12 protein-coding genes, 16 tRNA genes and 2 rRNA genes are annotated in these 22,212 nt (G+C 37.0%); 1 reads left to right on the top strand and 29 read right to left on the bottom strand.

The window, feature by feature from the left end; genetic code table 11:
• Positions 1-114 precede the first annotated feature (114 nt).
• From JFT89_RS20565 to JFT89_RS20510, 12 genes are all read right to left on the bottom strand, one after another.
• Positions 115-3,558, bottom strand: coding sequence for a leucine-rich repeat domain-containing protein (locus tag JFT89_RS20565; protein ID WP_201040537.1), 3,444 nt, complete (start codon positions 3,556-3,558; stop codon positions 115-117).
• A 151-nt stretch (positions 3,559-3,709) separates the two neighbouring features.
• The gene (yhbH, locus tag JFT89_RS20560) at positions 3,710-4,885 is read right to left on the bottom strand and encodes a sporulation protein YhbH (protein ID WP_002063705.1); all 1,176 of its coding nucleotides are present in this window, start codon (positions 4,883-4,885) and stop codon (positions 3,710-3,712) included.
• A gap of 448 nt (positions 4,886-5,333) precedes the next feature.
• On the bottom strand, positions 5,334-7,229 hold the full coding sequence (locus JFT89_RS20555; protein WP_002029658.1) for a PrkA family serine protein kinase: 1,896 nt from the start codon (positions 7,227-7,229) through the stop codon (positions 5,334-5,336).
• 402 nt (positions 7,230-7,631) lie between these two features.
• Positions 7,632-9,701 carry a sensor domain-containing protein gene (locus JFT89_RS20550; RefSeq protein WP_016097180.1) on the bottom strand — a complete coding sequence of 690 codons (2,070 nt, stop codon included), beginning with the start codon at positions 9,699-9,701 and terminating at the stop codon, positions 7,632-7,634.
• A gap of 123 nt (positions 9,702-9,824) precedes the next feature.
• A complete protein-coding gene (gene trmL, locus JFT89_RS20545; protein WP_000538149.1) occupies positions 9,825-10,313 on the bottom strand; it encodes a tRNA (uridine(34)/cytosine(34)/5-carboxymethylaminomethyluridine(34)-2'-O)-methyltransferase TrmL in 489 nt (162 codons plus the stop codon).
• A gap of 58 nt (positions 10,314-10,371) precedes the next feature.
• On the bottom strand, positions 10,372-11,259 hold the full coding sequence (locus JFT89_RS20540) for an amidase domain-containing protein (protein ID WP_002063703.1): 888 nt from the start codon (positions 11,257-11,259) through the stop codon (positions 10,372-10,374).
• Positions 11,260-11,303: 44 nt separating this feature from the next.
• Positions 11,304-12,446: a tRNA epoxyqueuosine(34) reductase QueG gene (gene queG, locus JFT89_RS20535; protein ID WP_002063702.1), complete on the bottom strand. Its 1,143-nt coding sequence runs from the start codon at positions 12,444-12,446 to the stop codon at positions 11,304-11,306.
• A gap of 200 nt (positions 12,447-12,646) precedes the next feature.
• Positions 12,647-12,720: transfer RNA gene (locus tag JFT89_RS20530), tRNA-Gly, on the bottom strand.
• Positions 12,721-12,835: 115 nt separating this feature from the next.
• Complete coding sequence (locus JFT89_RS20525; RefSeq protein WP_002091101.1) at positions 12,836-13,489, bottom strand: DsbA family protein; 654 nt, start codon at positions 13,487-13,489, stop codon at positions 12,836-12,838.
• A gap of 186 nt (positions 13,490-13,675) precedes the next feature.
• Positions 13,676-14,452: a transglycosylase domain-containing protein gene (locus JFT89_RS20520; protein ID WP_002029649.1), complete on the bottom strand. Its 777-nt coding sequence runs from the start codon at positions 14,450-14,452 to the stop codon at positions 13,676-13,678.
• A gap of 554 nt (positions 14,453-15,006) precedes the next feature.
• Positions 15,007-15,432 carry an NUDIX hydrolase gene (locus JFT89_RS20515; protein ID WP_201040536.1) on the bottom strand — a complete coding sequence of 142 codons (426 nt, stop codon included), beginning with the start codon at positions 15,430-15,432 and terminating at the stop codon, positions 15,007-15,009.
• A 304-nt stretch (positions 15,433-15,736) separates the two neighbouring features.
• Positions 15,737-16,456 (bottom strand): YebC/PmpR family DNA-binding transcriptional regulator, encoded by a 720-nt coding sequence (locus tag JFT89_RS20510; protein WP_002113875.1) that lies wholly within the window; start codon positions 16,454-16,456, stop codon positions 15,737-15,739.
• 658 nt (positions 16,457-17,114) lie between these two features.
• Between JFT89_RS20510 and JFT89_RS20505 the strand changes: the two genes are divergently transcribed.
• A complete protein-coding gene (locus JFT89_RS20505) occupies positions 17,115-17,435 on the top strand; it encodes a DUF3884 family protein (RefSeq protein WP_016097179.1) in 321 nt (106 codons plus the stop codon).
• A 209-nt stretch (positions 17,436-17,644) separates the two neighbouring features.
• Here JFT89_RS20505 and JFT89_RS20500 read toward each other — a convergent pair.
• From JFT89_RS20500 to JFT89_RS20420, 17 genes are all read right to left on the bottom strand, one after another.
• Positions 17,645-17,726: transfer RNA gene (locus tag JFT89_RS20500), tRNA-Leu, on the bottom strand.
• Positions 17,727-17,735: 9 nt separating this feature from the next.
• Positions 17,736-17,806, bottom strand: a tRNA-Cys gene (locus JFT89_RS20495).
• 14 nt (positions 17,807-17,820) lie between these two features.
• Positions 17,821-17,895, bottom strand: a tRNA-Gly gene (locus JFT89_RS20490).
• A 5-nt stretch (positions 17,896-17,900) separates the two neighbouring features.
• Positions 17,901-17,975 (bottom strand) — tRNA-Gln (locus JFT89_RS20485).
• 64 nt (positions 17,976-18,039) lie between these two features.
• Positions 18,040-18,115, bottom strand: a tRNA-His gene (locus tag JFT89_RS20480).
• Between the two features lie 19 nt (positions 18,116-18,134).
• A tRNA-Trp gene (locus JFT89_RS20475) sits at positions 18,135-18,208 on the bottom strand.
• An 8-nt stretch (positions 18,209-18,216) separates the two neighbouring features.
• Positions 18,217-18,300: transfer RNA gene (locus JFT89_RS20470), tRNA-Tyr, on the bottom strand.
• Between the two features lie 10 nt (positions 18,301-18,310).
• A tRNA-Thr gene (locus JFT89_RS20465) sits at positions 18,311-18,386 on the bottom strand.
• Positions 18,387-18,400: 14 nt separating this feature from the next.
• A tRNA-Phe gene (locus JFT89_RS20460) sits at positions 18,401-18,476 on the bottom strand.
• Between the two features lie 9 nt (positions 18,477-18,485).
• Positions 18,486-18,561, bottom strand: a tRNA-Asp gene (locus tag JFT89_RS20455).
• Between the two features lie 3 nt (positions 18,562-18,564).
• Positions 18,565-18,641, bottom strand: a tRNA-Met gene (locus JFT89_RS20450).
• A gap of 24 nt (positions 18,642-18,665) precedes the next feature.
• Positions 18,666-18,741 (bottom strand) — tRNA-Val (locus JFT89_RS20445).
• Between the two features lie 5 nt (positions 18,742-18,746).
• Positions 18,747-18,821, bottom strand: a tRNA-Glu gene (locus JFT89_RS20440).
• Between the two features lie 19 nt (positions 18,822-18,840).
• Positions 18,841-18,932 (bottom strand) — tRNA-Ser (locus JFT89_RS20435).
• Positions 18,933-18,934: 2 nt separating this feature from the next.
• Positions 18,935-19,009: transfer RNA gene (locus tag JFT89_RS20430), tRNA-Asn, on the bottom strand.
• Between the two features lie 8 nt (positions 19,010-19,017).
• Positions 19,018-19,133, bottom strand: a 5S ribosomal RNA gene (gene rrf, locus JFT89_RS20425).
• Positions 19,134-19,234: 101 nt separating this feature from the next.
• A 23S ribosomal RNA gene (locus JFT89_RS20420) occupies positions 19,235-22,156 on the bottom strand.
• Between the last annotated feature and the right edge of the window lie 56 nt (positions 22,157-22,212).

Here is a 22,212-nt window from a genome sequence, read left to right as displayed (position 1 = left end):
TTCCCCTATTCAAAAAGACCTTATCATAAGCATATTTCAACATGAAATTGCTATGACAAGGTCTTCTCAGAAACTCATATAATCATTTTATATAATAATAAGATAAAACGTTTTTTATTTATTAAATAATCTCTTTCTAAATACAAACATACTTAGTGCTGAAAGAACAAGTGCTAATCCAGAAAATAAAGTCGATGTGTTAGCTTGACCACCAGTTGCTGCTAAAGACTTCTGATTTTCTTCTTGCTTATTAGCATGTTGTTTATTTGAATCTTTTTCTTTCGTACTCTCTTGTCCTACCACTTTCACTGGCCCGACTTGATTATCCCCTTTTGGCTCTTGATCCAATCCAGTTGTTGATTCTTTTACCTCTTCTTTTGTACCTTCAACTTCTTTCGTTGGCTCTTTCACTTCTTCTTTTGTTTCTCCAACTTCTTTTGCTGGTTCTTTCACTTCTTCTTTTGTACCTTCAACTTCTTTTGCTGGTTCTTTCACTTCTTCTTTTGTACCTTCAACTTCTTTCGTTGGCTCTTTCACTTCTTCTTTTGTTTCTCCAACTTCTTTCGTTGGCTCTTTCATTTCTTCTTTTGTTTCTCCATCTTCTTTTGTTGGTTCTTTTACTTCTTCTTTTGGCCCCTCAACTTCTACTGTTGGCTCTTTTACTTCTTCTTTTGGCCCCTCAACTTCTACTGTTGGCTCTTTCACTTCTTCTTTTGTACCTTCAACTTCTTTTGCTGGTTCTTTCACTTCTTCTTTTGTACCTTCAACTTCTTTCGTTGGCTCTTTCACTTCTTCTTTTGTTTCTCCAACTTCTTTCATTGGTTCTTTCACTTCTTCTTTTGGCCCCTCAACTTCTACTGTTGGCTCTTTTACTTCTTCTTTCGCTTCTTTCGTTGGTTCTTTCACTTCTTCTTTCGTTTCTTCTTTTACTTCTTCTTTTGCTTCTTCACCTTTTACTGTTGGCTCTTTTATTTCTTCTTTTTCTTCCAGTTTCTCTACTATATTCTGTATAACTTCACCACTAAACCATATACCAAGCCCGTAATACTCCGTTCCATCAAAAATAAAATCGTATTTCTTTTCTCCTGGAGTACTCCATACGATTGTACCCTCGTCCTCATTAAATGTGCCACTCTCACTTTTTAATGTAATATTCTCAAGCGGTTCCCCCTCCACATCATATACAGGGATTTTCACTTTTTGATTTACTTGTGCGTCATCTAAAAAAATTTTTTGCCTTCTAATATCGATTGTTGACCATTGAGACAATTGTATAATCGGTCTTATATCCTGAATCTCATTTCCAGGAAGTTTTAAGCTAATTAAATCTAACATCGAAGCAAAGATTGATATATCCTTAATCCGATTATCTGATAAATTTAACCATTGTAAATTTTTCAATTTACTTAATGGTTCAATATCCACTACTTGATTCCCTATTAGTTCTAGTTCATTCAACATACTTATTTCACTAATTGCTTCTACACTACTAATTTCATTATCATTTAATATTAATACGGATAGGTTTTTTAATTCTTGTATTCCTTGTATAGTATCGTTATTAATTTTATTATTTGAGGCCGTTAATTTTTTCAATGAATTGATTTTAAATAATGGTTCAATATTTTTCACATTATTATTGCTTATATTTAATTTCTCCAACTTCTCTAGTTTAGAAAATGGTTCGATATTTTCGATTTGATTATGTGCTAAACTTACAGATTTCAAACTTCTCAAATTCGAGATAAATGCTATATTTTTCAGCTCTAAGTTTTCTAACTCTAAACTTTCTAAATTCGACATAAACGCTATGCCAGAGACATCTTTTATATCATTACCCTGCCCATTAGTTATCTTAAATGTTTTAATCTTTAATAAATCCTCTTTCGTAATCGGAGCTTCTAAATCAGTTCTATTCAAATTATTTTTATTAATATATCGTTGTAATTCCTTGTCTTGAACAACATTCGTCCCCTCTTGATTTTTAACTATTTTTTGAATAACAGTTCCATTAAAACGTAATTTATTCTCTGAAGAACCTGTTTCTAAATTAAACTCATATGATTTTTCTCCAGGGCTGTCCCATTTTACAGAACCATTATTTTGTGTTCCCCCCTCGCTGATCCATTTAATACTTTGAAGAGATTCGCCATTTAAATCGTATATAGGAATTTTACTATCTTCATTTACTACGCCTTCATTCAAAAATATTTTTTGTCTGTGAACTTGAACGACAAAACGCTTTCCAAACTCTTGAATAGGTCTTACATCAGAAATTTCATTTGAACTTAAATTAAGTTCGTATAAATTAGTTAGCCCACTAAGTGATGAAACATCCGAAATATAATTTTCTTCTAAATCAAGTGATTGTAATTTTTTCATTTTAGCTAGCGGTGTAATATCTGTAATTTCTGCATCACTCACTGCAAGCTTAGTAAGGCTCTCCATTTTACTAATAGATTCAAGATTAGTAATGTTATTATTTCCAATCGATAGTTCCTTTACTTTATTTAAATGTTCCATTCCTGTTAAATCACTAATATTATTATTAGCCACATACAAATTACCTAGAGACGCCATTGTAAATAGCGGTGTAATATCTTCAATCTTATTACCAATTAAATCTAATACTCTAACTTTGCTCAATTTACTTAATGGCTTCAAATCAGTAATTTGATTATTTCTTAAATAAAGATCTTGAATTTTATTCAGCCCAGCAATTGGTTCAATATTTCCAATTTGATTAGAGTAAAGATCTAAAAACTTCAAATTATTCAAATTAGCAATTGGAGATAAATCACTCACTTCAGATTCATGCAATCTGAATTTCTCCAAATTTACCATATGCTCTAAACCAGCTAAATTATTAATCCCCTTCCCGACATATACCTCTAGTTCTTTAATTTGTAGTGCATCGACTTTCGTTATTGGTGTATTTATATCTTTTCGACCTAAAGTATTTTTATTAATGTATTGTTGTAACTTTTTATCCACTACTATATTTTTTGTTTCTTCTTTTTGTTCTTCTTTATTTTCCTTTTGATCTTTTGGAACATTGTTTTCTAGATTTAACGCATTTACTTCAAACTGCACCTGGTACTTATTATCATAGGCCATTGTCGGAATATAAATATGCATTTGCATATTATATCTTTGTCCTAATTCTCCAATCTCAAACTGAATAACCTTTGTCCCATTTTTCTTTTTGTCTTCCGATAATACTTTCACATCATGAAAAACACCCAGGTTTTGACCATCTTCTGTTTTAAGATACTGGAAAAAATCACTATCATTTAACGTGGCAGTTATAATTTTTCTTCCATTCTCAATAGTTAACTTCGGATTTTTTATATAAACAGCTGCTAACGATTCTTCATTCGTTTTATCTTTATACGCTTTAATAACAGCATCATATGTACCATCTTCTAAAGCATATCCCTTTTTATTAGCCTCAATTGCTACCGCTGCTAAAGCAGGTGTTGAATACGTAGCAAACGGTAGCGCTAAAGCTGCCGCCACTAACATCGCATTTATATGTCTTCTTTTATTTTTTTTCAACTTTACATCTCCTCCAAAATATATAAATCAAAATGTAATCATTTCTCGAATAAATGATAATGATTTTCATTTTCAATGTCAACTAGCAATATAAATATTTCGCAAAAATTTCTTTAAAATTTCACAAAAAAATAACCCCTTTTACAAGGGGTTATGCCATTTTTTCTCCTGATTCTTCTTTAAAAAAGCTCTTCATCGCATGAAATACATCTGCTTTTTGCTTTAAAATATAGTACCTAAAGTTCTCATCTTTAATATTTTTATATGCTGACATAAGCGTACTGTGGCGGTTGTACTGGTTCACTTCCCCATACCCAAACATATTACACTTCTTCATCAACTCTTCCACAAGGTTTACGCATCTAGCATTATCCGAAGTTAAATTATCACCGTCTGAAAAATGGAATGGATAAATATTATAACGGTCTGGTGAATATTTATTATCGATTAACTCAAGTGCTTTTTTGTATACAGAAGAACAGATTGTTCCACCACTTTCCCCTTTTGAGAAAAACTCTTCTTCTGTGACGACCTTCGCTTCCGTATGATGAGCAATAAACTCAATGTCTACGGTTTCATACTTTGTGCGTAAAAATCTTGTCATCCAGAAAAAGAAGCTACGTGCCATATACTTCTCCCATATCCCCATCGATCCACTCGTATCCATCATCGCTAATACAACGGCTTTTGAATCTGGCTTTAACACTTCATTCCAAGTACGGAACTTTAAATCTTCTTGGTGAATTGGATGGAAAGATGCTTTACCACGCATTGCATTTCGTTTATATGCAGATATCATCGTCCGTTTCTTATCAATATTTCCCCATAATCCTGTTTTTCTAATATCATTAAATTCAATATGTTCAATCCGGTTTTCATCCATTTCTTTTCTCTTTAAATTAGGCAGCTCTAACTCTTTGAAAAACGCTTGCTCCAATTCTAAAATTGAGACTTCTGCTTCATAATAATCTTCTCCAGCTGCATCTCCTGCCCCTTGCCCTTTTCCTGGTCCCTTCTGCTTTTGACCACCTGATCCATCTCTTGCAACAACATCACCAACTTTGCTGTCACCGTTTCCTTGCCCAACGTGTTTGTTTTTATCATAATTGTATCTAATCTTATATTCATCTAAAGAACGAATCGGTATTTTCACAACATCCTTGCCATTAGACATAACTATACTTTCTTCTGTTACAAGGTCTGGTAAATTATTTTTGATTGCCTCCTGCACTTTTTCTTGATGGCGTTGTTGGTCGTCATATCCTTTGCGATGGAGGGACCAGTTTTCCTGTGAAATCGTGTAATTTGGTTGGTTTTCTTCGCTCATTCCTTTCCCTCCTTACTGTAATTGTCTTCCTCTATGAACAGCAATCTATAATTTTATTTTCTAGTGTGCGTAACTAGAATATTTGAAAAATAACTGTTCATCGAAAATCATCCCATAAACATATATAGCGTTTTTCATACAATACTCCGAGCATCCTAAACAAAATTTTGCCACTCACATAATAGAAAGAAACATTCAGCCGTTGATAAGAAAGAAACACAATGCATTGTTGCACACATTTTCGTTTTGCAACATATTGTATTGTGTTGGCTTTTTTGTATGAATGGTTGGTTACTCTATCATATGCATATTGTAAAAATAATTGACAAGAAATTCATAAAATCGCATCTTAATTTATTATATTCGGACAAGCTATGACATTTTTTACAAATATCAATAGATAACAAAACGCCGTCCCAAGAATAAGAGACAGCGTTTTGTTATCAAACTATCGATTTAACAAACTACCTACATATCGTAACAATTCATTCGCAGATGAAGAATTATAGCCATGCTCATCAATTAAGCGTGCAACAACATCATTGATTTTCTTAAGCTGATTTTCGTCTGGTGTTTTCGTTGATGTTGTAATTTTCACTATATCTTTTAAATCGGCAAATAGTTTTTTCTGAATCGCTTCACGAAGACGTTCGTGTGAATTATAATCAAAGCGTTTCCCTTTACGTGCATAAGCAGAAATGCGAATTAAAATTTCTTCACGGAATGCCTTTTTAGCATTTTCTGAAATTCCAATTTGCTCTTCAATCGAACGCATAAGTTTTTCATCTGGGCTCATTTCTTCACCAGTTAACGGATCACGTAATTTTGATTTATTGCAGTATGCTTCGACGTTATCTAAGTAATTATCCATAAGTGTCTTAGCTGATTCTTCGTATGAATAAACAAATGCTTTTTGTACTTCTTTCTTAGCAATTTCATCGTATTCTTTTCTCGCTAATGAGATGAAATTCATATAGCGCTCTCGGTCCTCACTACTAATTGACGGGTGCTGATCCAATCCGTCTTTTAACGATCTCAGTACATCTAGTGCATTAATAGATGGTACCTCTTTTCGAATAATTGTAGAAGAAATTCGGTTAATGACATAACGAGGGTCAATCCCCTTCATACCTTCATCTTGATATTCGCGTTGCAGTTCCTCTACATCAATCGTATTATATCCTTCTACCGTTTCTCCATCATATAAACGCATCTTTTTAATTAAATCAATATCTGGACGCTTCGGGTCTTTTAAACGAGTTAAAATAGTGAACATTGCTGCAACGCGAAGTGTATGCGGTGCAATATGAACATTGGACACATCACTTTCACGAATCATTTTTTCATAAATATGTTCTTCTTCACTAACCCGTAAATTATATGGAACCGGCATTACAATAATTCGTGAATGCAATGCTTCATTTTTCTTATTTGCTATGAAGGAACGATACTCTGTTTCATTTGTATGCGCTACAATTAATTCATCTGCTGAAATAAGCGCAAATCTTCCTGCTTTAAAATTCCCTTCTTGTGTAAGCGATAGTAAATGCCATAAAAATTTCTCATCACATTTTAACATCTCTTGGAATTCCATCATGCCGCGGTTCGCCTTATTTAATTCTCCATCAAATCGATATGCACGAGGATCTGATTCCGAACCGTATTCTGCAATTGTAGAAAAGTCTAGACTACCTGTTAAATCGGCAATATCTTGTGATTTTGGATCAGAAGGACTAAATGTACCAATTCCTGTACGGCGATCTTCAGAGAAGAAAATACGCTCTACAACTACATCCTCAATTCTTGACCCGTATTCTTGCTCTAGACGCATAACATTTAATGGTGATAAATTCCCTTCAATCCTTACTCCATATTCATCAAAGAAATCATTCCGTAAATGCTGTGGAATTAAATGAAGTGGATCTTCATGCATTGGGCATCCTTTTATTGCAAAAATCGCTCCACGATCTGTTCGTGAATATGTTTCTAATCCTCGTTTCAACATCGTAACTAATGTTGATTTCCCCCCACTAACAGGCCCCATTAATAACAAAATACGTTTCCTAACATCTAATCGTTTTGCAGATGGATGAAAATATTCTTCCACAAGGCGTTCTAAAGCATCCTCTAATCCAAATAGCTGATTACTAAAGAAGTTATATTTTCTTCTACCATCAACTTCTTCAATTCCAGCATCTTTTATCATATTGTAAATGCGAGAGTGTGCTGTTTGAGCCACCCATGGTCTTTCTTTCACAAGCTCCAAATACTCCGCAAACGTACCTTCCCATTGTAAACGTTCTTCTGCTTCCCGATATTGTTCAATTTTCTTTAGAATATCCATTATAGCTCCTCCCCCATCTCCTTGTTCAATCGGATTATTATAAAAGGTATGCTAGGATGTCCTTAAACATTCTTTAAATCAAAACGAAATATATAATAGCGCTATAAAATTCTCTCCAAAATTCAAAGAAAATTCTGTATAATAAAGGTATTAAAGTTTTCACGCTGCTATTCATTGTAAATAAATTCTTTTCTTCTAGGAACCTTACATACATTTCGATTCACAAATAGGATTCGTAAACCGAAAAAGTAAGGGGAAATTAGTATGAAGTTATTATTAATTTTAGGTGTATCACTCACATTTCTTACAGCTATTTTCACATCTGGTTATAACGATAAGCCAGGTACACAAAAAAAGTGATGTGCTTTTCAGCACATCACTTTTTTCCTTATTTTTTATACACTATTTAAAATAAATATTTTCCACATCGTATATCGATAAAGGGCGATTATAAAAATAACCTTGTACGATTTTCACATTCTTTTCCTTTAAGAACTGTATTTGTTCCGCCTTTTCTACTCCTTCTGCAATTACATTTAACCCTAGAGTATGTGCTAAATGAATAATTGCAGCCGTAATATTCGTATCTCTTTCATCTTTATATATACCTTCCATAAAAGAACGATCAATTTTTAACGTATCAATCGGATATGTTTTTAAATAACTTAAAGATGAATATCCCGTTCCAAAGTCATCTAAATGAATCTTTAAATTTTGTTCTTTTAACTGCAGTAACACTCTTTTTGATACATCTTTATGTATAAGAGCCCCTTCTGTAACTTCTATTGCTAATAAATGAGGGGGAACCTTGTACTTATTTAAAGCACGTGTAATCATCTCTATTAATGTAATAGAACGAAAATGTCTAGCTGAAATATTAACTGCGATTGGTACAACCTCATATCCTTTATTTAACCATTCACGTATCTGTTCACAAACTTGATGTACTACCCATTCATCAAGTTTAATAATAAACCCTGTTCTTTCAGCAAGTGGGATAAATTGATTGGGCGAGACAAAACCTAGCTCCTTATTCTCCCACCTTATTAAGGCTTCCATACTGGCTATCTTTCCCGTTTCAATATTAATTTGAGGTTGATAATATAGGGAAAATTCATTTTTCTCTATAGCACGATGTAACTGATTTTCTATTATAAACCTTTGTTCACGTTCACAATCTAATCCACTACAATAAAAATGATAATACCCTTTTCCTTTTTCCTTTGCTTTTTCCAAAGCTGCGTCGACTCTTTGGAAAAGCATTTTTTCATCCATTCCATCTTCTGGGGCCATTACAATCCCAATTGATGCACTCAAATAAACATCCTCTTCTTCTATTACAAAATGCCCACTAATTTTTTTTAATATTGTTTGTGCAACTTCCTCTACGTATTCTCTCGTTATATTTTCTAGTAACATAACAAATTGATCATCATGTTCTCTAAATAAATGCATATCTTCTATTTTTAGGTCTCGTAAGCATTCAGTAACTTTTTTTAAGACTTGATCTCCTTCTTTATGACCAAATGTATCATTAATAAGGTGAAATTCATCCAAATCTATAAAAACCAATGCGAATTCTTTATTCTCAGCTAAAAATTCATTTAGCTTATTTGTACATGATATTCTATTCATTAACCCCGTTAACTGATCAAAGTAAGCTAAATATTCTGTTTTCATCTCATTTAATACTTGCCTCGTAACATCCCTCGTAACAATATACCCCCCGACGATTTCACTATTCACAATAATGGGGATTGTCCTCACGGAAATATAAAGTTCATATCCTTCTTTATGAATATATTTCTTTGCAACAATTTGTTTTGCTCTTCCCTGTAAAGCATTTTTAAATATAATTTGAAAAGTTTTTTCATATTCTTTATTTATAAACTGAAAAATAAATTGGTCCTTTAACTCTTCATATCGATACCCAAAAATTTCATAAGTTGCTGGATTTGCATATGTAATTCTTCCAATAGAATCTACAGATATAATGGAATCATTATTATATTCTAGTAATGACTTAAATAACATTTGTTTTTCTTCTATTTCCACTTTTTTCTTGACCTGTGCTGTAATATCTCTAGTAATACAAATAATAAACTGACATGTTCCATTTACATCGCATACTGGATTAAGTGAAGATTCATAATGTATATCACCAGTTGGCACACTAATTACATCACAAAATGTAATTGCTCTCGCTTCTCTCATTACTTTTGCATATTGTCCTTGCAATAACCTTGCCGTATGTTCTGGTAATACTTCTGCAAAAGTTTTTCCATAACATTCTTTCCCTAGCCTGGCGTGATCCATTCCTATTTTATTCACATAAATATATTTAAAAGTTTCATCATCAATAACTTTCACAATAAACACTAAATCTTGAATAGCATGTAACAATCCCTGTCTTACTAAATCCATATCTATCATACTTAAAAAGGTATTTTGATTATTATATTGTTCCTTCATATTTATCTCAACCCGTCTTATCTATTTTTAGTCATACATCTCATTCTATATGAATATGTACCTTTTTTAAAATGTATGATTACATATTTTTTAAAAAATAAAAAAGCCGCCAAATGGCGACTTTTAATAAACGATTTCTAAATCTAATCCTGGATAATTTTGTTGACGGAACGCTTCATAAATTAAAATTGCTGCTGTATTAGATAAATTTAATGAACGTACTTTATCCGTCATTGGAATACGTAAACAATGATCGAAGTTTTCTTCAATTACATTAGCTGGTAATCCATTTGTTTCTCTTCCAAATACGAAATAGTAATCCTTCTCACGTTTGCTATAATCAAATGCTGTATGAGCTTTCTCGCCATACTTTGTTAAATAAAAGAATTCACCATCTTTATTTTTCTCATAAAATTCTTCGATTGAATCATAATACGTAACTTTTACGTGCTGCCAATAATCTAATCCTGCACGCTTTAACATTTTGTCATCCGTTGAAAATCCAAGCGGTCTAATCAAATGTAATTCTGTTCCAGTTGCTGCACAAGTACGTGCAATATTTCCTGTATTTGCTGGAATTTCTGGTTGATATAAAACAACATGTACTCCCACGCGATATTCACCTCTATTTTTTATCTACTACGTATTATACCACTTGAACGAAAAATCTCTACCCATTAATAATATGAAAGAATTTATATTTCATTTGTGGTGTATATTTACTAGAATCTTCATAGTTCCAATAACGCCTGCGGCTATTCGCTGAATGTGCATTTACAAGCGGCATACCATCTGCGTCTTTTGCTACTACAATTGTCGTATGATTCCACCTACCATCATCCTCAAAATCATACGCAATTACATCGCCAAGAATAAGGTCTTCTGGCCTTTCTACTGCTTCTGCTCGAAGCCCTGTTGTAGCACCTGACAAATACCAATAAAAAGAGTGTGCTACAGCCCAGCTCCAACTCCACTGGTTTCCCCTTTGCCACCACCCTTTACGAATGTTAGGATGTCCATTCATCGGTACTTCTCCAGTGTGCAGACATTGTGAAATGAAATTTGTACAATTATCCGGAAAATTACGGTATGCAGAATTGCGATCATCCCACCAACGCTCTGCATATTTCACTGCCTCTAAACGATTATATTGATATGAACCGTATTTTTCTTTCGTGACTTCCCGTTCTAACATTTCACCTATTCCTATTTCTTCTGACACTTCAAGAGCATAATCATCTATTATACAACTATTTTTTAAATAAACTCGTCGTTTTAATTGTTCCTCTTCGATATAAAATAATTCTTTATGCTTAATTAAATATTTCAAGTGTATTTGATAATCAATTTCTTGATGCTCATTACTATTTAATTGTCTAATGAAAGAAATATCTGCAGTTGCTTTCACTATATGTGCACTACGCTTTTGAAACAATTGTTTCTTTCTCTGTACCATTTGTAATAAATCTACTGCAATACCATCTACATCTGTTCGTTTCTCTGTTATATATGCTAAAAACTGTTGCACTTGCTTTTCAATATTCGCTTTTACAACCATTTCGTCTCCCTCCCATATTACAATATGAAAAAGGGAGATATTATCTACTCTTTTTTCTGTGCTAACAATTCAAGTCCACGATTCATTTCATGAAGAACCTCTTCATCTTTCTCACGTTCCATCGCTTTTTCAATCGCTTCTCCTACTCCATCTCCACCAATTTTCCCAAGTGCCCATGCTGCTGTTCCTCGAAGTACTGGTCTTGGATCATCTTTCATAACACCGATTAAATCAGGAATTGCTGTTGTTTCTTTAAAATGTGCAAGTGCTAAAATAGCATTTCGTTGCAATGGTTTTTTACCTCTCCATGAACCAGACATAATTCCATACTTCTCTTTAAAATCACGATTACTAATTGTTAAAAGTGGTGTTAATAACGGTTTAACTAACTCAGGGTCAGGCTCCATTTCAGGATGGTTATGAAAATCCATTCCTTTATTTTTCGGACAAACAGTCTGACACGTATCACATCCATATATACGGTTTCCTATTTTATCGCGATATTCTTCAGGCAGAAACCCTTTTGTCTGTGTTAAAAATGCAATACATTTCTTCGAGTCCAACTGCCCCCCTTGTACTAAAGCACCTGTAGGACAAATATCAATACATTTCGTACAACTTCCACATTGATCTTCTATTGGCCGATCAGGAGGGAATGGAACATTCGTAATCATTTCTCCTAAGTATACATACGAACCAAATTCCGGCGTAATAATAGCGCAGTTCTTACCACTCCATCCAATACCGGCACGCTCTGAAACAGCTCGATCACTTAGCTCCCCTGTATCAACCATTGATTTCACTTCTATATCCGGCAGCTTTTCGATTAAATACGCCTCTAACTTTTGCAAACGATCTCGTAGAACAAGGTGATAATCTTGGCCCCAAGAAGCACGGCAAAAAATCCCACGTCGTTCCCCTCGTTTACTTAATGGTGCATTTTTTAATTTTGAAGGGTATGCTAAAGCAATCGCAATAATTGATTTCGCACCAGGTAACAATAGCTGTGGATTCGTTCTCTTCTCTATATCAGGCTCTTCGAATCCAGACTGATAATTCAATTGTTGTTGCTGGATTAGACGCTGCTTTAATTCCTCAAATGGTGAAGCACTGGCAAAACCTATTTTATCTATACCAATCGTTTTACTATACGCAATTACATCTTGCTTTAATTGTTCAAAGTCCATTTTCAATCGCCTCCACCGATGAATCCATCCCTTATGTAACGACTATATTGGTTATCAATTCACTTTTGGAATAATATTCTTCACTTCTATTTTCGCATACAATTATGATTTTCAAACATTAAAAAACGCAATGCTTCGTTTATCTTAGAAACGAAACACTGCGTTGATCACAATTTATTAGAAAAACATTAAATAAAATTTGGAGCGGGTGAAGAGAATCGAACTCTCGACCAGAGCTTGGAAGGCTCTTGTTTTACCACTAAACTACACCCGCAAATATGAAAAAAATATAAGATATTGAAATAACTTATGTAAAGTAGTATAGCATGTAAAAAAAATCGAAGCAAGAAATTTATCGAAAAAAGTCGAAAAAGTGATGAGATACCTCATCACTTTTTCAATTCTTTATCAATCGCCTTCTTCATACTATCGAAATCAGGGTTTGCAAGATTCCCATTTATATATACTGAAGGAGCACCTTGAACTTTTAATTTTTGAGCACGATCTGAATCTTTACGTACTTTGTCTTTCATTTCTTTACTGTGTAAATCTTTTTTAAACTGTTCTACATTAATTTTCGGAAGCTTTTCTTTCACAATATTAAGAAGTAATTCTTCTGTAATCCATTCTTCCGTATCTTTCTTTTGATTTTGATAAATCTCATCATAGAAAATCCAGAATGAATCTTGATCTTGTTTATAAATTGCTTCACCGGCAGCTGCACCTAAATCAGAGTCTTTTCCGATAAACGGGAAGTTAATAAAATATAACTGCACTTTACCTTTATCAATATACTCTTCTTTTAATCGTGGTAATACTGTTACATCCCAAGTACGACAAGCTGGACATTTAAAGTCTCCAAATTCAACTACCTTAACTGGAGCATCATCTTTCCCTAAAGATTGTTGCGTAGAATAAGCAAACATCTCATTCCCTTTATCTTTCTTGTCATTTATGATGCTATACACAATCGTCCCGATTACAATCAATACTGCGATAGAAAAAACTATACCAAGAGCCATGAGTTTGTTTGATGATTTCATATACATTCCTCTTTAATTTCATATTCTGTATACATCATTGTACACAATACACATAATATCAATACTTACATAGGTCACGCAATGAACACGCTCACATAAATTACAAAAATACAACGTTTGTGACAATATTGTGTCGCCTTTTGTCACAAATTATTAAAAAAAGAAGCTCCTATGTAGGAACTTCTTTTAACTTACTGCTTTTTCACGGGCATTTTTTAACATGGATTGCTCTGTTTTTATATCATGGCGAATTACTAATTTCTCACTAACTGCTTGCACATATTCATCATGATTTATATACCCTTCTTTCTCCATTAGCCTTAAAACTACATTCCGTCTCTCAACTGCTTTATCATAATTTTGTGCAGGTGAGTAATAAGCCGGTGCTTTTACTATAGCAGCCATCATTGCACTTTCAGCCAGTGTTAATTGATCCACTTTTTTACCGAAGTAAAGGTTTGCTGCTTTTTCAATCCCCCATGCGCCTTCTCCATAGTAAATATTACTTACATACAATTTTAATATCTCATCCTTTGTGAATGTACGTTCAATCTTTTTCGTATAAAAAATTTCTTTCCACTTACGGGAAAATGTACGTTCATTAGATAAGAAAGCATTTTTAGATAACTGCTGTGTAATCGTGCTTCCTCCTTGCACAACACCACCAGCTTTTATATTCTCAATAGACGCCCTGATAATCGCTATATAGTCTAAACCGTTATGATGATAAAATCTTTTATCTTCCGTCGCAATAAATGCGTGTGTTAATGATTCTGGCACCTCTAAATTAGCAGGTACATGTAATTTACTAATATCACTTCGCTCAATCATTACATTTCCAACGAATAATAATGCAAAACTTAACAATAATAATAATATAATGGCTTTATAAAGAAATTTAGTTAATGGATTTAATGCAACTTTTTGATGATAGTTCACTCTAGATAATACTCGTTCTTTCATCTCGAACACCTCTTTTCCACACAGCATATAACTCTTAATTTAAGAATACCTTGTTATAAAAGAATATCCCATCGATTTCTCTTACACCTACCTTACAACATTGTAAGGTGTAAAAATGTATTGTATCACAGTCCCTTTTTATCTACTATTCATATGAAATGTTGAATATACATTTGTTTATCACACTATTTATAGGCAGTAGGACTCTCCTTAATTTCACTTTATTCTTTTATTATATCAGTTTATACATTTATACTTTTAAACATCTAGCAATCTAATTATATACGATATATTACCATTATACAGAACAAACGTTCCGTAAATCAATACTAATCTCGCTATTTGTGAGCAGTAAGTCTTCTCCCTCAAAACTTGGCTATAGCTAGGAAATTAGGTGGGAGTCCTGCTTCCTCCACCAATTATTAGCCTACACTTTATTATTGTGACCTTTTTCTGAAACAGTATACATAAAGAAAAGGTTAGCAATTTGAGCTGTCCTCAAATAACTAACCTTTTCTTTACAACCTTCCTATAAGATTATATGGCTGAACTTCCTATGTTTCGTATGGAATAAAATGCATTGCTTTCATCGCATCAAGTGTCCTTGATTTCATATGAGGACGCGTTATATACTCATCAATGTTCTCTTCGTTTAAAGCAACAAATTTAGCCTCTTGTATTTCTTCAGGTTGAATTTTTATTTCACCACTAACATATGCTACTTTAAAAACAACAGCTACAATATGCATAGAAGCATTATAATAAATCCCTGTAACTCCGATAGGCTTCACAGTTAATCCTGTTTCCTCCATTATTTCTCTGCAAACAGCTTGATCGAGCGCTTCCCCTTCTTCTACCTGTCCTCCAGGCATTTCCCACGTATCAGCTCGCCAGTGCACTTTCGTTAAAAGCACCTCATTCTTTTCATTTGTTAAATAACCTGCTACGGCAACAATATGCTTTGGTGTTTTATGCTCCACAGAAATACCTCCTAGAAATACGATTATTTAAAATACAAACCTCTAACCATATTCCCTAGCAGCTACAAAATATCTTTAATACTTTACCACCTTAATTAAATCCATGAAAAAAGACCCTGTCTGTTAAAGGAAAGGACCTTCTGTCTTATATCCCGCTATTTGTGGGCAGTAAAAATCCCACCTCAAAATTCAGCTGGAGCAAAAAAATTAGGTGGGAGTCGTGCTGCCTGTAAACGCCCGATTGGTGAGGGCTAGTAATCAGTGAGGGATGAACAAAACCCCCACTGATTACAGTTTCACTTTATTATTCCCCTAAGTCTACGTTGTGGTAAACTTGCTGTACATCTTCTAAATCTTCTAATGCATCAACCATTTTTTCAAATTGTACTTGAGCATCTTCAGGAAGTTCTACATCACTTTGTGCAAGCATTGTTAATTCTGCAACTGTAAATTCTTCAACACCAGCACCTTTAAGTGCAGATTGTACTGAATGGAACTGATCAGGTTCAGCATAAACGATAACAGAATCTTCTTCTTCTAGAATGTCACGTGCATCTACATCTGCTTCCATTAAGATTTCAAGAACTTCATCTGATGTTTTACCTTCAAGACCGATAACAGCTGTCGCATCAAACATGTAAGCGACAGAACCGTTTACACCCATGTTACCACTGTTTTTGCTAAATGCAGCTCGTACATCTGCTGCAGTACGGTTTACGTTATTTGTCAGTGTATCTACAATTACCATAGATCCGTTTGGTCCAAAGCCTTCATAACGAAGCTCGTCATAGTTTTCTTCTGAACCGCCTTTTGCCTTTTCAATCGCACGGTCAATAATTGTTCTTGGCACGTTGTATGTTTTCGCACGTTCTAATACAACTCTTAACGTTTGGTTTGATTCTGGATCTGGCTCGCCTTGTTTTGCTGCCACATAAATTTCACGTCCAAATTTCGCGTATATACGGCTTGTATTTGCATCTTTTGATGCTTTTTTTTCTTTAATATTGTTCCATTTACGGCCCATACTTTCCACTCTCTTTCCCATTTTAAATCTACATAAAAATATTAATATGAAATATAATGTGTATTCAACACATTTTTAAAAGAAATATAAAAAGTTCATTTTTGATTCATATTACAGACATAATATAAATCACTATCATTTTGTTCTTTCGACAAGTTATATTATACATGAATTCCTAAGTTTATTACGAATTTTAGAATCACATAGCATAATTTAACAAAAAAACCTAACATTTCTGTTAGGGTCTTTTTAGGTGACATTTATATAGAGTGCTACCCTTAAAATCCTTTATTTTAAAGCATTTTAAAAATTTTGAGCTTCTTTAAACATGATAAATTAAAATGAAACGGAGCCAAAATGGAATCATATTAAATAACTGACACCTTTTATTTTCATTTCTCTCCCTTGATTAAATTTATCATATTTCATTTATTACTGTGATGATTTATTTTATTATTTCTCACTAAACAATAAGAAACAGGGCAAAGCTGCCATGTCCTTTTAAAGATTTGTTATGTAGTATGTTATGAATTATTCATTACCAAACTAAAGTTATTCCTTTTCATTCCTCTACTAATCCCATAATATTTCCTTAATTACTTTCTATTGCTGTATAATTAAAATAGGAAAAAATTTGAAGAAAAGATGGGGGAGAATTATGACACATTCAAATGAGAAAAAATCACATGGTTTTAAAGGAATAGGAGAGAAGTTAAACCCAACTATCTATCAAGTGAGATTCATAAAATTGGATGGTCCAATTCAATTTGAGTCGTTCCCTAAATTAAAGGAATTAGGGGACTGGTTGAGTACTTCAACGCAAATATGGTCGTGCCACTCAACTATGTACAAGTACAACAGAGAAGAGTTTGAAAAGAAGTTTTTGGAAATTACGAAATTACCAGCTGATAATGTGGTAATTTCAACTGGTGGTATCGGATTTAACTTCATGTCACCAGGGTGGAGAGATTCTCTCTAGAGTGCTCGAAAAAATTCTTATATATGTAATATTCTACTGAAATTTTATCCTTTTAATACTTCATAGTTTCTTCCAACTGTATCTAAAGTTCGTCACTTACTCACCGCACACTACCCCAACGCACTATTAGTGCTTATTTTGTAGTGTGAAGAAAACACAAAAAAACTCTACACAATTAGTGTAGAGCCTTAATGTTACGCCGTTCGTGATACCGATGGTCGGGGTCGAACCGACACTCCCGAAGGAACACGATTTTGAGTCGTGCGCGTCTGCCAATTCCGCCACATCGGCATAAAAGAAAGGCGGCAACCGGATTTGAACCGGTGGTAAAGGTTTTGCAGACCTCTGCCTTACCACTTGGCTATGCCGCCATATGAAGTTAAAATGGAGCGGAAGACGGGATTCGAACCCGCGACCCCAACCTTGGCAAGGTTGTATTCTACCACTGAACTACTTCCGCAAAAATGGCTGGGCTAGCTGGATTCGAACCAGCGCATGACGGAGTCAAAGTCCGTTGCCTTACCGCTTGGCTATAGCCCACCGAAGTTTTACTTAATTATATGTAAGTATCCATTATTTTATTTGTAATTTTAAAAAATAAAAATGGGGCGACTGATGGGAATTGAACCCACGAATGCCGGAGCCACAATCCGGTGCGTTAACCACTTCGCCACAACCGCCATGTTGTGTTTATATATTTGGCAGGGGCAGTAGGAATTGAACCCACACTGGAGGTTTTGGAGACCTCAGTTCTACCTTTAAACTATGCCCCTATGTAAAATGGTGGAGGGGGGCAGATTCGAACTGCCGAACCCAAAGGAGCGGATTTACAGTCCGCCGCGTTTAGCCACTTCGCTACCCCTCCGAAACTTACATGGTGCCGGCTAGAGGACTTGAACCCCCAACCTACTGATTACAAGTCAGTTGCTCTACCAATTGAGCTAAGCCGGCATATTTTATTAAAATGGTGGCTCGGGACGGAATCGAACCGCCGACACGAGGATTTTCAGTCCTCTGCTCTACCGACTGAGCTACCGAGCCTTATTAAAATGGCGGTCCCGACCGGGGTCGAACCGGCGATCTCCTGCGTGACAGGCAGGCATGTTAACCACTACACCACGGGACCATTTGGTTGCGGGGACAGGATTTGAACCTGCGACCTTCGGGTTATGAGCCCGACGAGCTACCGTACTGCTCCACCCCGCGACAATATTATTCATATAATTTATATGGTGGAGGATGACGGGATCGAACCGCCGACCCCCTGCTTGTAAGGCAGGTGCTCTCCCAGCTGAGCTAATCCTCCAAAAGTGGTGACCCGTACGGGATTCGAACCCGTGTTACCGCCGTGAAAGGGCGGTGTCTTAACCACTTGACCAACGGGCCAAATATTATAAATTCCTTATGGCGGAGAGCAAGGGATTCGAACCCTTGATACGCTTGTGACGTATACACGATTTCCAATCGTGCTCCTTCGGCCAACTCGGACAGCTCTCCAATGGCTCCGCAGGTAGGAATCGAACCTACGACCGATCGGTTAACAGCCGATAGCTCTACCGCTGAGCTACTGCGGAATAATATTGCCTGGCAACGTCCTACTCTCACAGGGACAAGGTCCCAACTACCATCGGCGCTAGAGAGCTTAACTTCCGTGTTCGGTATGGGAACGGGTGTGACCTCTCTGCCATCATTACCAGACATTATTCTTTTGAGACAATCATTATTATAACTTATTCACCCTGAAAGTCAATAAGTTTTTTATATTCTCTCAAAACTAGATAACATTAGCTTCATATTATATGGTTAAGTCCTCGATCTATTAGTATTCGTCAGCTCCACATGTCACCATGCTTCCACCTCGAACCTATCAACCTGATCATCTTTCAGGGATCTTACTAGCTTACGCTATGGGAAATCTCATCTTGAGGGGGGCTTCATGCTTAGATGCTTTCAGCACTTATCCCTTCCGCACATAGCTACCCAGCTATGCCCTTGGCAGAACAACTGGTACACCAGCGGTGCGTCCATCCCGGTCCTCTCGTACTAAGGACAGCTCCTCTCAAATTTCCTGCGCCCACGACGGATAGGGACCGAACTGTCTCACGACGTTCTGAACCCAGCTCGCGTACCGCTTTAATGGGCGAACAGCCCAACCCTTGGGACCGACTACAGCCCCAGGATGCGATGAGCCGACATCGAGGTGCCAAACCTCCCCGTCGATGTGGACTCTTGGGGGAGATAAGCCTGTTATCCCCGGGGTAGCTTTTATCCGTTGAGCGATGGCCCTTCCATGCGGAACCACCGGATCACTAAGCCCGACTTTCGTCCCTGCTCGACTTGTAGGTCTCGCAGTCAAGCTCCCTTATGCCTTTGCACTCTACGAATGATTTCCAACCATTCTGAGGGAACCTTTGGGCGCCTCCGTTACACTTTAGGAGGCGACCGCCCCAGTCAAACTGCCCACCTGACACTGTCTCCCGGGTCGATAAGACCCGTAGGTTAGAATTTCAATACAGTCAGGGCGGTATCCCACCAGCGCCTCCACCGAAGCTAGCGCTCCGGTTTCAATGGCTCCCGCCTATCCTGTACAAACTGTACCAAAATTCAATATCAGGCTACAGTAAAGCTCCACGGGGTCTTTCCGTCCTGTCGCGGGTAACCTGCATCTTCACAGGTACTATAATTTCACCGAGTCTCTGGTTGAGACAGTGCCCAAATCGTTACACCTTTCGTGCGGGTCGGAACTTACCCGACAAGGAATTTCGCTACCTTAGGACCGTTATAGTTACGGCCGCCGTTTACTGGGGCTTCAGTTCAGAGCTTCGCTTACGCTAACCCCTCTCCTTAACCTTCCAGCACCGGGCAGGTGTCAGCCCCTATACTTCGCCTTACGGCTTCGCAGAGACCTGTGTTTTTGCTAAACAGTCGCTTGGGCCTATTCACTGCGGCTTTCCGTTAAGAAAGCACCCCTTCTCCCGAAGTTACGGGGTCATTTTGCCGAGTTCCTTAACCAGAGTTCTCTCGCACACCTTAGGATTCTCTCCTCGCCTACCTGTGTCGGTTTGCGGTACAGGCACCTTTTATCTCGCTAGAAGCTTTTCTTGGCAGCGGGGAATCAAAGACTTCGCTCCATAAGGAGCTTCCCCATCACAGCTCAGCCTTCACGATAAGCGGATTTGCCTACTTATCAGCCTAACTGCTTGGACGTGCACAACCAATCGCACGCTTCTTCTATCCTTCTGCGTCCCTCCATTGCTCAAACGATAAAGAGGTGGTACAGGAATATCAACCTGTTGTCCATCGCCTACGCCTGTCGGCCTCGGCTTAGGTCCTGACTAACCCTGAGCGGACGAGCCTTCCTCAGGAAACCTTAGGCATTCGGTGGACGGGATTCTCACCCGTCTTTCGCTACTCATACCGGCATTCTCACTTCTAAGCGCTCCACCAGTCCTTCCGGTCTGACTTCACTGCACTTAGAACGCTCCCCTACCACTGATACCATTGGTATCAATTCGCAGCTTCGGTGGTGTATTTAGCCCCGGTACATTTTCGGCGCAGAGTCACTCGACTAGTGAGCTATTACGCACTCTTTAAATGGTGGCTGCTTCTGAGCCAACATCCTAGTTGTCTAAGCAACTCCACATCCTTTTCCACTTAATACACACTTTGGGACCTTAGCTGGCGATCTGGGCTGTTTCCCTCTTGACTACGGATCTTATCACTCGCAGTCTGACTCCTAAGGATAAGTCATTGGCATTCGGAGTTTGACTGAATTCGGTAATCCGATGAGGACCCCTAGTTCAATCAGTGCTCTACCTCCAAGACTCTTACACTTAAGGCTAGCCCTAAAGCTATTTCGGGGAGAACCAGCTATCTCCAGGTTCGATTGGAATTTCTCCGCTACCCACACCTCATCCCCGCACTTTTCAACGTGCGTGGGTTCGGGCCTCCATTCAGTGTTACCTGAACTTCACCCTGGACATGGGTAGATCACCTGGTTTCGGGTCTACGACCACGTACTAAACGCCCTATTCAGACTCGCTTTCGCTGCGGCTCCGCCTCTTCAGCTTAACCTTGCACGGGATCGTAACTCGCCGGTTCATTCTACAAAAGGCACGCCATCACCCATTAACGGGCTCTGACTATTTGTAGGCACACGGTTTCAGGATCTCTTTCACTCCCCTTCCGGGGTGCTTTTCACCTTTCCCTCACGGTACTGGTTCACTATCGATCACTAGGGAGTATTTAGCCTTGGGAGATGGTCCTCCCAGATTCCGACGGAATTTCACGTGTTCCGCCGTACTCAGGATACATTCAAGAGAGAACGAAGTTTCGACTACGGGGTTATTACCCTCTGTGACGGACCTTTCCAGGTCGCTTCGTCTACCTCGTTCCTTTGTAACTCCGTATAGAATGTCCTACAACCCCAAGAGGCAAGCCTCTTGGTTTGGGCTAGATTCCGTTTCGCTCGCCGCTACTCAGGAAATCGCATTTGCTTTCTCTTCCTCCAGGTACTTAGATGTTTCAGTTCCCTGGGTCTGTCTTCCATACCCTATGTATTCAGGTAAGGATACCATACCATTACGTATAGTGGGTTTCCCCATTCGGAAATCTTCGGATCAAAGCTTACTTACAGCTCCCCGAAGCATATCGGCGTTAGTCCCGTCCTTCATCGACTCCTAGTGTCAAGGCATCCACCGTGCGCCCTTTCTAACTTAACCAAACTAAAATTAAAAAAATATGAGCTACACTGTTATCTAGTTTTCAAAGAACATAC

It is taken from the genome of Bacillus sp. TH25 (assembly GCF_016650935.1).
Classification (GTDB): Bacteria; Bacillota; Bacilli; order Bacillales; family Bacillaceae_G; genus Bacillus_A; species Bacillus_A mycoides.
Note: the sequence above shows the minus strand (reverse complement) of the source record. Positions and strands in the feature narration are given on the sequence as shown.